Source organism: Neoalteromonas facilis (assembly GCF_002807665.1).
GTDB lineage: Bacteria > Pseudomonadota > Gammaproteobacteria > Enterobacterales > Alteromonadaceae > Alteromonas_E > Alteromonas_E facilis.
The window spans coordinates 438809-454722 of the sequence record NZ_PEAY01000003.1; the positions used below are offsets into that span (position 1 = coordinate 438809).

13 protein-coding genes are annotated in these 15914 nt (G+C 43.4%); all 13 read right to left on the minus strand.

What is annotated here, in order from left to right:
* Positions 1–59: 59 nt before the first annotated feature.
* Positions 60–980 (minus strand): sulfate adenylyltransferase subunit CysD, encoded by a 921-nt coding sequence (gene cysD / locus CSH93_RS10315; protein WP_100643154.1) that lies wholly within the window; start codon positions 978–980, stop codon positions 60–62.
* Between the two features lie 166 nt (positions 981–1146).
* Positions 1147–2445 (minus strand): mechanosensitive ion channel family protein, encoded by a 1299-nt coding sequence (locus CSH93_RS10320; protein WP_100643155.1) that lies wholly within the window; start codon positions 2443–2445, stop codon positions 1147–1149.
* A gap of 176 nt (positions 2446–2621) precedes the next feature.
* On the minus strand, positions 2622–2966 hold the full coding sequence (locus CSH93_RS10325) for a DUF3718 domain-containing protein (RefSeq protein WP_100643156.1): 345 nt from the start codon (positions 2964–2966) through the stop codon (positions 2622–2624).
* Between the two features lie 327 nt (positions 2967–3293).
* Positions 3294–4433, minus strand: a complete 1140-nt coding sequence (locus CSH93_RS10330; protein WP_100643157.1) for an alginate lyase family protein — start codon at positions 4431–4433, stop codon at positions 3294–3296.
* A gap of 6 nt (positions 4434–4439) precedes the next feature.
* Entirely contained in the window at positions 4440–5846 is a 1407-nt protein-coding gene (locus CSH93_RS10335) for an alginate O-acetyltransferase AlgX-related protein (RefSeq protein WP_100643158.1), read from the minus strand.
* Positions 5843–6481 (minus strand): alginate O-acetyltransferase AlgF, encoded by a 639-nt coding sequence (locus CSH93_RS10340; RefSeq protein WP_100643159.1) that lies wholly within the window; start codon positions 6479–6481, stop codon positions 5843–5845. Before CSH93_RS10340 ends, CSH93_RS10335 begins: the two co-directional genes overlap by 4 nt.
* A complete protein-coding gene (locus CSH93_RS10345; RefSeq protein WP_100643160.1) occupies positions 6468–7544 on the minus strand; it encodes an alginate O-acetyltransferase AlgX-related protein in 1077 nt (358 codons plus the stop codon). Before CSH93_RS10345 ends, CSH93_RS10340 begins: the two co-directional genes overlap by 14 nt.
* A 7-nt stretch (positions 7545–7551) precedes the next feature.
* Positions 7552–8970 carry an MBOAT family O-acyltransferase gene (locus CSH93_RS10350; protein ID WP_100643161.1) on the minus strand — a complete coding sequence of 473 codons (1419 nt, stop codon included), beginning with the start codon at positions 8968–8970 and terminating at the stop codon, positions 7552–7554.
* Between the two features lie 40 nt (positions 8971–9010).
* Complete coding sequence (locus CSH93_RS10355; protein ID WP_100643162.1) at positions 9011–10405, minus strand: SEL1-like repeat protein; 1395 nt, start codon at positions 10403–10405, stop codon at positions 9011–9013.
* Positions 10405–11877, minus strand: a complete 1473-nt coding sequence (locus CSH93_RS10360; RefSeq protein ID WP_100643163.1) for a right-handed parallel beta-helix repeat-containing protein — start codon at positions 11875–11877, stop codon at positions 10405–10407. Before CSH93_RS10360 ends, CSH93_RS10355 begins: the two co-directional genes overlap by 1 nt.
* An 8-nt stretch (positions 11878–11885) precedes the next feature.
* Positions 11886–13250 (minus strand): alginate export family protein, encoded by a 1365-nt coding sequence (locus CSH93_RS10365; RefSeq protein WP_100643164.1) that lies wholly within the window; start codon positions 13248–13250, stop codon positions 11886–11888.
* Between the two features lie 14 nt (positions 13251–13264).
* Positions 13265–14413 carry a PilZ domain-containing protein gene (locus CSH93_RS10370; protein WP_100643165.1) on the minus strand — a complete coding sequence of 383 codons (1149 nt, stop codon included), beginning with the start codon at positions 14411–14413 and terminating at the stop codon, positions 13265–13267.
* A 23-nt stretch (positions 14414–14436) separates the two neighbouring features.
* Positions 14437–15912: a glycosyltransferase family 2 protein gene (locus CSH93_RS10375; protein WP_100643166.1), complete on the minus strand. Its 1476-nt coding sequence runs from the start codon at positions 15910–15912 to the stop codon at positions 14437–14439.
* Positions 15913–15914 lie beyond the last annotated feature (2 nt).

Below are 15914 nucleotides of genomic sequence, written 5' to 3' on the forward strand. Positions count from 1 at the left end.
GATTTTTTCTCGTCAGATACTGGACAAATAAAAGTGTTAACCCAGTGTCCTTTGTATGATTAGAAGTAGCCTTCACGCTTTTTCTTTTCCATTGAGCCGGTCTGATCTTTGTCTAGCAAGCGACCTTCTCGTTCACTCGTTTTGCTTACAATCATTTCTGCGACGATAGCTTCCAGCGTGTCTGCATGACTAAGTGTCGCCCCCGTTTGCGGGTAACAGCCTAAGGTCCGGAATCTAATCCAACGTTCTTGTAGGCTTTGCTTTTCCGTGTCAGACAAGTACGGCAGCATGCGTTCATCATCTAAGGCAAGAATTTGTTGGCTTTCGTCATCTATCCAACTTAAACGTGGTTTTGCGAAATAAAGCGGTACGATATCAATACGCTCCTGCAATATGTAGAGCCAAATATCTAATTCTGTCCAGTTTGAAAGTGGGAAGACTCTGACTGATTCGCCTTGGTTGATTTGTGTGTTGTATGTGGACCACAGCTCTGGTCTTTGCTGTTTGGGGTCCCATTGATGATTGGCATTTCGAATTGAAAAAACGCGTTCTTTAGCCCTGGATTTTTCTTCGTCTCGACGAGCACCACCGAGTGCAGCATCAAATTTGTGGGTATCCAAGGCTTGTTTCAACGCAATGGTTTTCATGAAATCGTTGTATTTAACAGACCCCGAGGCAATCGGGTGGATCCCCACGGCAAGGGCTTCTTGGTTGACATGAACAATAATATCGAGACCGTGTTTGTCTTTTAGCGCATCTCGGAATTGCCCCATTTCTCCGAACTCCCAAGTGGTGTCCACATGTAGAAGCGTGAAAGGAACTTTAGCAGGGTAGAAGGCCTTGCGTGCTAAATGTAGCATTACGGTAGAGTCTTTCCCTATAGAGTAGAACATACAAGGCTTTTCGAATGACGCAGCTACTTCTCGCAGAATATATATGGCTTCAGCTTCGAGCAAAGCTAAGTTGTTCAATTGAGGCATGACAGTATCGTGAGCTAGAACGTTTTCAAGGATGTTAATTTGTCACAATGTCAGTTAAAAGTCGCGATTGTTTGGTCAATTGACAGAATTATTCGATGGCTCGGTTTCTGCAGATATAGCCTGTATTAACTGAACATGGCTAATACAGGCATTCTGAGTCGTCCTTTCACTTGGCTTTTGGTTCCAACATTCGAACTTCACGTTGTGGGAATGGAATTTCGATACCATGCTCACGTAGTGTTTCAAATACGATCAACAATAAGTCGCCACCTACACGATTTTTGCCGTCATCTATGCCATACATCCAAAATTCGACAAACATGTTAACGCCTGAATCGCCAAAGCTGTCAATTTCACAATCAGGACGCTCTTCAAAGGGGACTTCTTCACCACTGATCACCTGAGGATGTTGCGCCACAGCTTCTTTGACAATATCAACCATGGCGCGAATGTCAGTGTGATAGGCGACTGAAAAATCGATGCGATAGCGTTGTTTGGGATCTTTGTGAGTCCAGTTGATCAGCAATGAATTAATAAACTTTTCATTGGGCACCAATATGTCTTTGCCGTCATAGGTTTCAAGCACGGCATAACGCATTTTAAATTCACGCACGAAACCTTTGCTACCGTCATCCAGTTCAACAAAATCGCCTACGGTCAGTGAACGATCCAACAAGATTATAATGCCTGATATGAAGTTTGAGGCGATGGACTGTAAACCTAACCCCAAGCCTACACCTACCGCACCACCAAATACTGCAAGTGCTGTGAGATTGATACCCATAATGTTGAGCAGCAAGACGAAAATCACACAGAAGAGTGCAACCTCAAACATTTTGGCGAACACTTCTTTGGTGCTGACATCCAGCGATTTGTGGTTGCGAATAATGTCCTTACCGACAACATTGGATGCTCTGCCAAGCCAGAACAGTAACGAGCCAAATATAATGACGCGTGCAACGCCATAGGCAGATATATCAATGTTGCCTACAGAGAATCGTATTTCTGACAGCGCTTCAATAATGTCCGGCAAAACCCCGATCATATGGAAAAAGACAATCGGTAAACCTATCCAGCGCATAAATGTCGCAACTGTGCCACTGGCAACGAATGCTCTGATAAAGGAATTCAAAACCAAAATGACGGCGATTGTGAGTGCAGCTTGCAGCAGCCATCCAGATAGGTGGAACTGATGACTCAGAACGGTAGAGAGTTTGAGCAAAATAATCGCGCTGAGTGGAAACACTAAGCTACCTAATTTATACCCGATCCACTGCAGTGTATGAGTACCTTCTTCGGGTTCCAGATTAAATAGCGCTACTTTGCTGGTGATCCGCCGCGCAAACAAAAAGGCAAAAAGATAAATGCCGACAATAGTGCTCAGCTGTAAAACAAAGTGAGGGCTGTTGATTGCGGCTTCAGCGGTTTGCTGTAGCTCCGTTAGCAAAGATGTTATCTGTTCCATTACTCATACTCTAAGTGATGTAGGTAACTAAATACCGACGTCGAATTCCTTTCAATCTAAGCGTAATCGGTTTAAAAGGCTAGTATAGAGTTTGCGATATCGAAACAAAACTAAGGGCGAGTATCGCACTCGCCCTTGACTACGTGGATGAAAGATAAATGGAACTGCATTTTGAATTAACGCTGGGCAACTAGAAACGAGTACACCTCAGTTGCATTTTTTTCCAGCGAGAACTCAATTAGCGTCTTGCCATTGCAGGTTACACCGTTGTCAGCAGATACCGCTCGCAATACTTCTTGGCGGCTAGGTGCCACTTCACCGACGTTGAGACGAGCATGGCGCTTTATGGATGTAACATTATCTTCAATGACCGCTTTACAAAAGCCTGCATAGCGAACATCACCGATAAATCTAAGCGGCTTTGCTACTTCGGTTTCGTTTGTGTGTGCTCGGGCATTGCCTGTAAGTGTTGAGCATGCTAATACCGTTGTTAGGGTTAACGTTGAGAGTACTGATTTCATAATTGTTTCCTCATAAGGGTAACACTGGTGCACCGCGCACCAGGCACTTTACTTATGCCGCATAAACCAAAGAAATGTTGTTGTATGTTTGTATGCGTAGCGTAAAAGCTAGGTAAAACAATATGTTAACAGTCTGTAATAATTGTAAGTATTTGAAATTATTGATTAAATATGAATCCTATATGCTTTTTTGCTTTAAAAGCTCAAATATAATTAAAAAAGAGTCTAAAAATTAAACGGATTTAACCACTTTTACCGCTGAATTCATCTTTGGAAGAGAACGTAAATGTTTGAATTTTATAATATCTAAACGTTTTGAATATGTATTTATAGCGGTTTGCCACTCTCTATAGGGCTGAGATCTGGCATGTACAGAGCGTATGTATCGCCGCCTAAACGAGAATTACCGCTTTGCGTAGTAGGGTGTTGAAGAGCAAGAGAGTTTTTATCTGGCGCAAAAGATAAATAAATGGGTAACCAAGCTAATCGTCCGCTTCGCTGTAATTGCGGATCGACCTGGTTTTCACCGGTTTCTTGTTCAAATGCAGCAGTTGAGTTGAGGGTTGTTAAAGCGATTTCAACGGCTAGGGTAATTTTTTTAGAGGCATCTTGAGACAAGCGATTGTTAGCATTTATAAAAGCAGCCATTGCTGTTAGTGGGGCTAGTGCAAAATTGTGATAATGGGCAGCACGTGAGCCTCGTCGTAATTCTGTTGATATGAATCCGTCGTCATCAATTCTGTTCATGGCATCGTCAAAAACACCTTCGGCCCATTCATACAATTTTTTATCTTGTGACAATACACTTGTGACGATGACAGCCCAAGCTGCCCAATAATCGTGGTTATTGACCCTTTTGGGATCGCGTTCGGTGTAATCTGATTTAACCTGCCATGCGAGAGTATATAACCATTTCTCAATATCATTTCGCTTATTGATTAATGCTTGATCAGTCTTGTGCAGTCCCATCAGTTTAAAGTAATTACTCGAAAGTGCTGCCAGAGACCATTTTCTAACGGCCGTTCCGGTTTTGTCTGCAATATTCAAAAGCGCATTCACCTGAGCCCAAGCGTGCAAATTATTAATAAGACAGGTGTATTCGTACGCACTACTTTTGCCGCTATATAACGCATCTGATGTGTTGGCTATCCACTGTGTAAAGTCATAGATAGGTTTGGTTTTCTCTAAATATATTTGGGTACTCTCTGGGTTTACCTGATCCCTTTTGGATCCGCTCCCGGCATAGCGACTGGGAAAGTTTAATCGCTCTGTATACGGAGGGAACGTCATGCAATTTGTAGGTTGCTCTTCGCGATTGAATGTTGTCGGCTTATAAAAACTTGGCGGAGCGAGCAGATGTTCAGGGAGCGCCTGACTGACAGGGTTGGGCTTGCAGCCTGTAACAGCGTATATCAATACCAAGGCTAAGATATAAGGTAGTAGGCGAAAGACCTTTACCCAATACATTTACGCTCAGTCACTGTAAGGAATGGCGCTCTTACAAAGCTTTATTGCTAGACGAGCTTCTGGGTTTTCACCAGCCGATTCATAGAATTGAATATCTTCTATATCGACACCAATAACCTTTTCGTTGGGGTAGTTGTGGTTTTTGCCCAGCAGCATTTGGAATTGTCCGTCACTTTTGGTTCTGGAAGCATGCCGAAGTGTATACGTTCGACTACTACCATTCTTGAACCATACACGAGTTTGTAACGACCTTACATGGGGTGATTCTGCTTGCACCTTTACCATTAAATTTTGTGCTGTGGCTTTCGTTCCCGTTGCGCTGAAAAGAGCATTGTTAAGTGGTATTTGGGGGCGCGCCAAGAGGTTTGATGCGCTTAACTCCGTATCTTCATTAGCGCATGTATCAAAGAAAAGTGGCATAAACGTATGAAAAAAACGAGGTTCAAAATCTCTCCACCCAGGAACTTCCCAAATAATCAATTTGGGCGGCTGAGTGTGAAAATCACCTGATTTAAGGTAGTCGACCCAAGAGCCAATTAAACCACCACCACTCAAAGAGTAGTTTGATACTGAAGTATTTGAATACTCTTGCAGGTATCCAATAAAATTGAATTGAGTTAAGGCAGAGAAACTTGTTCCAAGTAGAACAATTTCATCGGTGACTTCGTCAAAAATGTCGAAAGAAGTATCACTTTGTGTTAAACGCTCAGTCGTTATGTATGTCTTTGAATATGTGGGGGCAAAGGTAAAACCACAAATTTCAGCGACCGCTTTTTTTATTTTCTCATCATTTTCAACAACTCCATTATAGGTGGTTTCGTATTTTTTCGAAGGTGAAGAGTCATAGAAATCTAATGTTTTCAGTTGTTCTGAGATTAAGCGAGCAGTCTCTCGAGCGCCTTCATTGGACCAGTGAAGGTCTTTCTCGAAAAACAATGGGGCTTTTTCTTTGTAATTAAGTAAAGCTTCCAGGTTAGGTACCAAAACTTCGCTCTTACGCAAGGTCTGTAATATCGATATGTATTTTTTTCTCGCGATACTTACATCAAATTGTGCAGTATCGGCACTTAATTCGGTGGGATATACCAATCCCCTTGCGGGTAAATAGGCAATCATTAATTGGGTGTTATATTGACCTAATAGCTCTTTTAGGCGATTTAGCTCTTCAACAGATTCCTTACTAATTATTCTGTCATAATCAGGGAAATCCATTTGTGTGTTGGCAAGCCAATTACCTTGCCCCTCTAATATGCGCCAATGTTTACGCAAAAACTCAGTGTTGTAATTGGCTTCATCATGAATAGCATCACAGGTTTTGGCAAATTCCTCTATCTTGTAGGTAGGTGGATTTGCCAACACAAGGGTTGAAAATGTAAGCGAGGCTATCAGCAAAAAGACTTTAAGAATACTCATTGGTCGCTCTGTGTAACAAGTAACGAAATGGTGTCGGAGGACTGTATTGCAAAAATGCTTGTTACTGCGTCTCTTACTAACATTAACGGCTCTGACGTTGCAATTTGCTCACTGCTACTGTGTACAGCAGTAGCAATTTTTATGGCCTTTACATCGCGCTTAGCGACAGCTGGTTGTGAGGCGCCTTCTATTATCACATGTTTTCCATCTATTGTTTTTAATGTGATGGTTTGTATATCAGTGAGATTGTATAAGGCGATTCTTGCCTGCCGTTTGTTGTTAAAAGGGGTTTCTTCGAATACTTGGACCGCAGACGTTGGCCCTTTCCATACTAGAGTGTACTGGCTGTTCGCTGCACCGGGGAGCGATAACGGTGTGTTATTCAACAACAATGAGGCTTTTCCGGCAGAAGCAAATCCATAGGGTGATAAAGCTTGTTGCTCAAGCTTGATCATGCTCAATCCAGCAAGCTGTACATCCAATACCTGATTTGAAAGATTTAATACGCGGAAAAATACTGCATCGGGTGGTGGGGCCTTCCCATATAGCGCTTCATCCTCGGCTGCTGCACGCAGGCTGATTAAGGATGCCAAGACTAAGAAAATAACGTGGATTGTAGGTTTAAAGCTTCTCATAATCTGACTCTACCGAAATCGCAGTGGGTAATTCTTGAATAAAATATCTTACAGGAATTTCCCACAAGATATGTGTAATTCCTTGAGCTTGCAATTCATTCGTATTGATAAGGTTGTGCATCGGTGTAAAAGGACCATCACCGGATTTAGCGTAATTAATGATCTCTAGCTCAAGTGCCTGTTGTAAGTAACCATGAAAATTCCAGCGAGCATCAGCGCTATAGCTCGTGCCAACGAGTGCAGTTGATATTGGAGCGGCATCGTCAAACAGAGAGTCGAATTCAGCCGCCGCTAGGCTAGTCACGTTAATATTGATCTCATCAGGCGTGAACCTTGTTTTTAGCCACTTGTCGCCGGCGGGTATGAAGTTCAGTAAGTCACCCAGAACAGACTCCGTTTGGCTAAGCTCGGTAGTAAATACTTGATCCCCATGCCATGAAGGCAGCCTTTTGGCAGCTTCATTTGCCACAGATTGGGCCCCAAACGGGGTCCAATGCGTGTCTGTTTTTAAAAATGTTTGTTGCTGAGAAAGAGGCTTGGTTAACGCTTCTTTGCCAGAAATGACCTGTATGGACGACTCTGTTAGTGTCTGAGCAACCTGTTCATAGAGGTTGTTTTGTGAAAGTGGACTGCTGATAGCCGCATATTCTGCATAAATTGAAACCTTTTCAGGGAGCAGGATCACGGCAAGCTGCATATCTATCGCTGACAATTGCTGTTGAATGTGTTGCACAAATTGAAGGTTGGCGTTGATATTGTTTTCGGCACTATAGGGCCAGAAGTATTCTTCTCGGCTGAATAGCCATCCGTTCTGCCCTACAATTACACCGGATTTGCCTTCATTGAATAAAGCAAAATTAGCACGAGCCCAGGCCTGAGTGACAATTTCCTTAAAGGGGATTTGTTGTGTTAACGCATGCTCAATTTCAGTTGTTGCAACGCCGGTTAATATGTCATCTAAGGAATATGAAAGCGGCAGTGATACGCGTATGGCGGTTGTAATGCCAGTCAAACTGAGCAGCAATATGAAGAATATAGTGATTGTGGTTTTATGCTTCATCATGGCTCACTCAAAATTGAAAATATAAGAATGGTGAATAATCAGAAGCAACTAAACTGGTTAGTGCGAGCAGAAAAACTGGGGCCTTTAATAAAACTGAAAACCTTCTGACACCTTCAGCGCTGAGCATGCTCTCAATCAGGTCGCTGTGCTGACGTAAGCCTTGCACTAGTATAATCGCAATACCACTTAACAACATTGCGAGAGCCCATTTGTTCAGATCAACGGCAAAAACAGTGCTTATGCCTGAGCTATCAAATGTAAACATCGCTGCAATCATATCAACAGCGTCAGTGACTGATTCTGCTCTAAAAAATACCCAACCAATCATGACGGCAACTAACGTAATGCCCCAACGGATAAACGAGAACCCTGTGTAATTCGATAGCCCCGTAAAACGTTCAATGGCGAGTAAAGCGCCGTGCCATGCTCCCCATACGATGAAAGTCCAATTAGCACCATGCCATAATCCTCCCAATAGCATCGTGAGGAATAGGTTGCGATAGGTCATTATCGTACCATTACGATTTCCACCTAGGGATATATACAAATAGTCTCTTAACCATGTCGAAAGACTAATGTGCCAGCGCCGCCAGAATTCAGTGATGCTTTGACTAATGTAGGGCTGATTGAAGTTCTGTATAAAACGAAATCCCATCATTAAGCCAAGCCCAATGGCCATATCGCTATACCCTGAAAAGTCGAAATAGAGTTGGATACTGTAAGCTAGAATACCAATCCAATTGTCCAGCATCGTGATGGCTTGTCCAGCAAAGGCTGCATCGGCGAGGGGAGCTACAGAATCGGCAATGAGCACTTTCTTAGCAAACCCTTGCATGAACAGAAAGCACCCGGAACAAAATAATCCCCAGTCATGAATACGGTCTTGGAATTGGCCAGCCAAATCTTTATAGCGTAATACCGGTCCAGCAATTAACTGAGGGAACAAGGCAATAAAAGCTGCAAAGTCCATGAAACGCTTACAGGGTGGGGTATCACCTCTATAGACATCTATGAGGTAACTTATAGCTTGGAAAATATAAAATGAAATACCAATTGGCAGGATCACGTGAGATAGCGATAAGGGCTCACTGCCAATAGAAATTAATAAATTATTGAAGTTTTCAACGCCAAAATTGGCGTATTTGAAGTAGCCGAGCGTTGACAGGTTTCCAATTAGGCCAATCGTCAGGACCTTTTTAGCCTTATCCTTATGCTGAAGAAGGGAGCTATAAATGGCTTTGCCGATATAGTAGTTCCACAGGGTTACAGCAAAAAATAATAATACAAAATCAACTCTCCACCATGCGTAAAATGCATAGCTGCCGACTAGAATGGTGAGAGAACGATATTTTAGAGGTGTTAAATAGTAGCAAGCTAAAAACAGTGGCAGGAAAAAAAATAGAAAAATACTAGAGGAGAATACCATGCTTGTTCACCTCACAGACCATATCTTGTATGGCCCTGAACTACGCATCTGTCGACCTCACAATAGCGTTTAGTTCTTCATTAACGAGGTCTTGAACTTTATCTGCATCTTCAGTTGAAAGCTGGCTGACTAATAATTGTTGTTGGTCATAATCAGATAGTGTGTAACCCATTTGTTCGTATACTTTGGCAAAAACATGGGCGTAGAGAGGGTTGGGTTTAATACCTTCACCGTTCACAAAAAGTTGAAACAATTCTCTATAAGCTCGATATTCGCCATTTCTAGCAGCTAATAAAAGTTTATTGATACCTTCTTGGAGTACAGCATAACCCAGCTTTCCAGAAATCAATAAGCGGCCTAAGTGGAATGATGCATCAGCGGTAGGCAATGCTTTTTCTAAATAGGATAGTGCTTTTTCTGGGTATTCTACGCTTCTGCGCCCTTCCATAAACAAGCGACCCAATAGCACATTCGCTTCTGGCTGTTTTTCAGCAACTGAGGTCAAACCTTGCACTAGTTGGTCTGTTGTGAAAACCACTTGTCCGCTCATTTCGTACTCGGCGTAGGCGAGAAAAACCGACGGTGATTGTTCAATTGCATTTTGTGCTGCTTGATAGGCAAGCAGTGGAGAGCCAGCACCGACTTGTTCGTTTGATGAAGCCATGAGTTTCAGTAAGTTGATGATCTCTTGTTCATCCAACCGACCTTGCAGATAGGTTTGATTAATTTTTACAGCCATGGCGGCTAGGGTATCTGGCTGGTGACGTTTAGCGTGCCGGGCCAAGCTGCGCAAACACAAATAAGCTTCATCTGAGCTTGGTTCACACAGCGCTAGCATTAGCTCAACTTTATCAGTCAAATCTTCTAATTCAGCTAAGACTTTAATTTTATCCGAGCTGCTTGACTGATCATGTGCGTCCATTAGTGCCAAAATATCGTCAACAACGGGAGCTGTAGAATCCTCTGTACTGGCGCCCAACCGCATTAATTGTGGTCCTACATCACCGTGAGTACGCATGCGCTGCCACAGTAAATCATTTGCTTTTTGCTGGATCTCTGGACTGAACTTAGCAAGGTTATATAGCCAGTTTAAGTAACGTTTTTGGTAACTATCTGAAACCCGCATCATTTGTTCGAATAACGCTTCTATCTTGTCGAAATCAGTTAATTCACCACGTTGAGCTGCATATTCCGCCAGAATGAGTTGGGCATCAAGATATCCTTTGTCTGCGAGAAAGGTAAGCTCTTGCAATGCTTCATTCTGTTTGAATGCTGGCTCGTCTTTTAACGCTGTTCTGGCCACTTGAGTATCAGCTGTGGTGACGCATCCGCTCAGTACACAAATTGACGCCAGCAGTAGGCGTTTATTTATGGAAAGCTGCCCCAAAGCTTGTGTGACCTTTTTTATGCCCGGGACAAGGAAATAAGATCGCATTATTGACTATCCTTATTCAGAATTTTCGCGGCCGTACCATCCCGCCAAGAAGCATTAATAATTGCTGCCTCGAACAGTTCTAGATCACCACGAAATGCTCTACTTCCATTGTTTTCAGCACGAATCTCGCCAATCACAAGTTCAAAGGTTTGTTCGCTGTAAATAGCACCGCTGCTATTCTCCACCATTAACCCACCAATAATTTCTCCCCATACAAAATTGTTTGAAATAGGGGGAGCATTATCATTCGCATGTTTTAAATGCAGGTATACACCAGCGCCTTGATTCGCCAGTAATATGTTGTGGTGTATCAGAGTTGATTGTGCACTTCTAACGCGAATGCCATGACCACCATTTTGATAGCTTCTGTTTCCATACAATCGATTACTGTCTGATTCGTATACAGAAATACCATCGCTGCCGTTGTGGCTAATATCATTGTATGCAACGAGATTATGCATACTCAACTTATCAATGACGATGCCTGATTTGGCATTATTTTGAACTGAATTTCGTGTAACAAAGCTATTTGTCACGCCGCTCGAAATGACGATTCCGTGCTTGTTTTTGGTTCCCAACACGCTGTTACGGTTTATGAGTATATAGCTCGAATCATGATGAACATGGATCCCATTGCTGGTGTTACCCTCAAAGCGGTTGTCCACTATTGCACTGTTATTTGCGCCGGAGAGATAAATACCGGTAAACAGATCCATGACTGTTGAGTTTTTAATGATTATTGACGGTGCTCTTTCTGCGATGCTGCGCTCTGCAGCATTTAACATGTTCAATGCTGCAGCCGTAGCTGTTCTTATCGTGAGCCCGTAGCTAGACGATTCATCATATCCTAACGACTCAATATGGGCGTTTGATATGTATGTCTTACTGCCACCGAAGCCAATGATAAAAGGCCTAAAATGGCTAGGATCACCATTGAATTTGCTCGTCTGATTGTTCGTTTCGTTCCAACCGGAGACCTTGGCACCAATGATATTGAGCGTGCCGCTATTATGAATGAAACTGCCATGGTTTTGGGATAGTTTCAGCGTATCGTTGTTATTAAGCGATAGTTGTGCGCCGACATCAATAATAATGGGGAGTTTTGCTAAATAGGTGTTCGTCGTGTTCTCAGCGATTACCCATTGGGGAAACTGTTTCGACAATCTAGAAAGGCTAACATCTCCCTCTTCAATTAAGATCCCCAAAGGGATCTGATTCTGCATATCAGCAAAGCGTGCGAAGTTGGCTGAATATATGGCTTTGAGAATATCTTTGCTTTCACTGAGGCGAATGAGGCTGCTTTTGCCACGTGATGTCGATGACTGGGCTGAGGACTCTGACAATGCAAGGAGCTCATCAGGTACTTGCGGGTGAATATTAGCGCCAACGGGAATATTCACTGACTCGACTTCAACAGCACTAGCGCTGATTGAGAGACTAGCTAGCAGTGCAATAATAAAAATCGCTCTCATGTTGTTACCTAAAACCAGAATTGAGCATCAAGGGTTATTCGATAGTCACTGCTGTCATTAACCATCGCATCACCGGGTTCAAAATAGCCCATGCGAACTCGCAAAAGGTGTAAATTAAATGGATGCCCTTCATTGGGGTAGTAGGTCACATTAAGATCGGTGCTCATGCCTATATCTGAGCTCCCTGATACAGTTTCTATTCTTCGCCCTAATGAGTATATGTCGTGTTGACTATCGGTTTTTTGATAATCACCAATCAGGAGTACGGTTTCCCAATTCACGTTTGGCTGCCAGGTAACAAATATTGCCGAGTGAGTAAGGTTGGTAATGTCAGCGCGTAGTGCTTCATTGAATCGAATTAAGCGTTGTCTACCGCCGAAGTACCGGCCTCTATTCGTATGTAATCCGCTTTGACTAAAATTAGATGAATCATTGCCAGTGATCCCGCCTGAGCCTCTTGTGTGCGTGACTCCAAATGACCATTGCTTTGTGTCGTATCGTAGCCCCGCATCTAGAGCTGTTGCCGACACGTCAATATTTCTTAGCTGACCTGTACTTGGCACATAGGTCGAGCTTCCTTGTTGCGATATCCATTCTACTTTATAGGCGAAAGACTGAGGTGCTTGACGCTCTCGCCAATTTGACATGAGCTTAACACCATACCAATCAAGATCTGCATTGCGCCCGATTGAGGTGTCTTCAAAATATGTAGCATCTAAATCGGTACTTTGATCCTGCTTCATATATGAAATACCGACACTGTGATACGCCGTCCAATCCCAGTCAGCGCTAGCAAACAATCGTAATACATCATCATTTATCGCAAACAACTCGGCGTCGGTTCTGTAAGTGTCAAACTCTTTACCAAACGCAACAAGCCAATCAAGTTGTGTCGTATTGCCTTGCCAAGTAATGGACTCTATATCGGCATCCCACCATAAACCATCGTCATCAGATAACCTTTGTAGGCCAATTTGCAGGTACTCTTCGGGGTAGCGAGTTAATCCACTATAGCGAATATATGCTTCTCGAAGCTGCAAATAATAAGAGTCGCTGCTGCCATCGGTACGAATAATGTCAGCCTCTTGGTCTTGCAGTAACGTATTGTCGCTAGCCGCCAGTGCTCGCACGTCAACAAACCAAGACCAATGCGATGGCAGAGTATCACGGACGCCAATTCTGGCTTCAGCCAACCAGCTGTCTTGATCAATCTCTGTATTGCCGGGTCGGTGGCTAATGTCTCGTGATGTTACCGAGCCTCGCACCCAAGGCTCTATGTCATAAGCTTGCACTGCAGTAGAGGCAGAAGCGAGGGCTCCTGCTACAGCAATACTTAAACAGCGATGTTTGACAGACAATGTTCTAATGTTCACGGCCTATACTCTTACTACATGAGCGCATCGAGTTCGCCGATTTTCACGGTAACTGGTCGTCTTAAATAAGATAATGGAATATGCTCGGCAGGGATTATCGTAGCCAATACACTGTGTACCTTATGTTCTTCTAGGCGAATATTTTCTGGAATTTCCAGTTTATTAATGACACCGCTGACGGGTTCTTGACCCGGTTCTAAATAGATAAACACTTGAGTGCCAACAGCAATATCACTTAGGTCACTGTGTTTGAATCGAGCAAGCACGACGGCGGAAGTGGAACCATCACCGAATGTCGCAATTGTTTGGCCTTGCGTGACATATTGACCATTGCTCACCGTCAACTCAACGACTTCACAATCACAGTGGCTTTTGATCACGCTTGGAACGGTTTTGTTAAGTAGCTCGTTCAGAGCTGTATCTTCGATACCTGCGGCCGCCGCTACATTGCTGGTGTCAACGAGTAAGGGTGATTCAACAACAGCAAGAGGCTGGTCTTTGACAACCTTCTGACCGGGAGTTACTTGCAACGTGATGTTGCCCGCTCTTTGAGCAGTCGCCACACTCGTTTGTGCAGAAACGACCGCTGTGTCGGCTTTTATAACAAAGAAGGATTGATGAATATTAAAAATCACGTAGCTGAAGGCAAGTAGACTGAGGAAAACGAAAATGCCGGTAAAAATAACGGCTTTCACTTTATCAGTACCAGATAACGCCTTGCTGACATCCGTGCGCTGCTTTGAAAAGTTTTCACGCGATAATGTGGTCAGGATATCATTGACGTTGGTGACCTCACCACTTAGGAATTTAGTGATGATGGTACGGATCGTAGAAATTTCTTCGCGCCCTAATTCATGGAACTCACAGCCATATCGAGCATCTTTGTCGCCATATTTGGCCACGATTTGAAACTTCACATCGAGACCAATTTCCAGACTGTCAAACTTAAACGTCAACGTCCCTTCAGCAAAATCACCTGCTTGCATTTCCAGAGAATCGGCTTTAATCGCAAAGCCACTGGCGCTGATATCAAGCAATTCAAATTGCTGGTCAGCGGCGTCTTGGCTTTTGAGGGTTAATTTGCTTGGAATTTTAACTCTAGAATGGCGTCTCTGAGTTTCCGTCTCGTGAACCATGCTATTTGAATCTGACTGATTGCTCATGTTGTTACCTTATAATCGCAACGTTATACCAGGCGCAAAATGAATGCGAAAAACAAACAAAATGCGCCAAATGTCATAAGTCGAGTTGAGTAAATATTAAATTTCTTTTGGAAAGGATCGTCGCTTTCTTTGCTCTTGGTTTTTTGTCGTGTCCAACTTTGGCGATCCAATCTAAACGTCACATAGACTTTTACTAATGCACCATATATCTGATTGAAATAGAGCAGTGCGGGGTACATAGGGCCTACTTTGTGACCAGAAAAAATAAGCAAGAATGTGACAAATGTACGCGTCATGGCTATCCACAATAAGTACATTACCAATATTGCAAAGTGATATTTCAGTCCACCCACTATCGCAGCGGTAAGGCCGACTAAACTGGTCCACATTGAGATCCGCTGATCCCAAAGTACATAATAGGTTAAAACGCCCAAACGTCTTAAGCCTAGACGTGTAGCGCGATAATTTTGTCGAAGAGAATTCCCCGTCCATCGGAACATCAATTGTTTGGCGGCACGGAAAAAGTTCTTATCGGGTGGGTGCTCCCATGTATGGATCGTGGCATCAGGCACATAATAGGTATCCCAACCTCGACGCATAAGTGAGTACCAACTGGACTTGTCATCGCCGGTTAAAAATTTGAATGTACCTAAGCGCCAATGATCCAAGTGATCATTTTCAACGTCATTGATGAAATCGGTTTGTGTGACAACAGAGGCTCTAAACACTGACATACGGCCTGTGAGCGTCAGCACACGTTTAGCTAAACTCATGCTGCACATATTCACATGACGCTGAGCAAAGCGTAGTTTGTGCCATTGACTCATAACATAAGAGCCTAACACTTGACAGGTTTCGTTAGTGGTTAAAGCACCAACCTTTGGGTAAAGCGAAAAGTAGGGGGCACTGCGAGCAATAACGCCGGGTTGGAGCTCGGTATCACCGTCAATAACAGCCACTAGTGCAGTTTCATCCGGTAAATCTTTAGCGATACACCTAAAACCATTCGCGAGGCCGTCACGTTTGCCTGTGCCCGGGATACGGACAATTTTCAGTGCAACATGTGGCGGCGGAGAATATTGGTCCCACAAACTGTTTATTAGGATTTCATCAGACATTTCAACAATTGAGGCAACTACGGTACTTGGATAACCACACTCAATCGCTTCTTTTATGATAGCTGAATACACTTTAGCCGTGGTCATTGAGTCAATCCGAAAACTCGTCACCATCAGGTAAATGTGGGATGGCGGCGTTTCCTCAATGGCTTTCAGCGCTCGCTTACGTTGTCCAGGAAATACGATGTAGAGAAATATCATGCCGCGGAGGTAGTGCATGATCCCGACGCTGTAGCGCCAAATACCTAAAGCACCAATGATAAAAATAAAATTGGGGTGATCGGCAATAAAAGTACCCGGTGGAACAGCGAGCGCAAGCATCCCTACTATTGAAAACCATAGCAGCCAGCCGATGAATGTTGTCCAAGCGGTATTTAGCATTC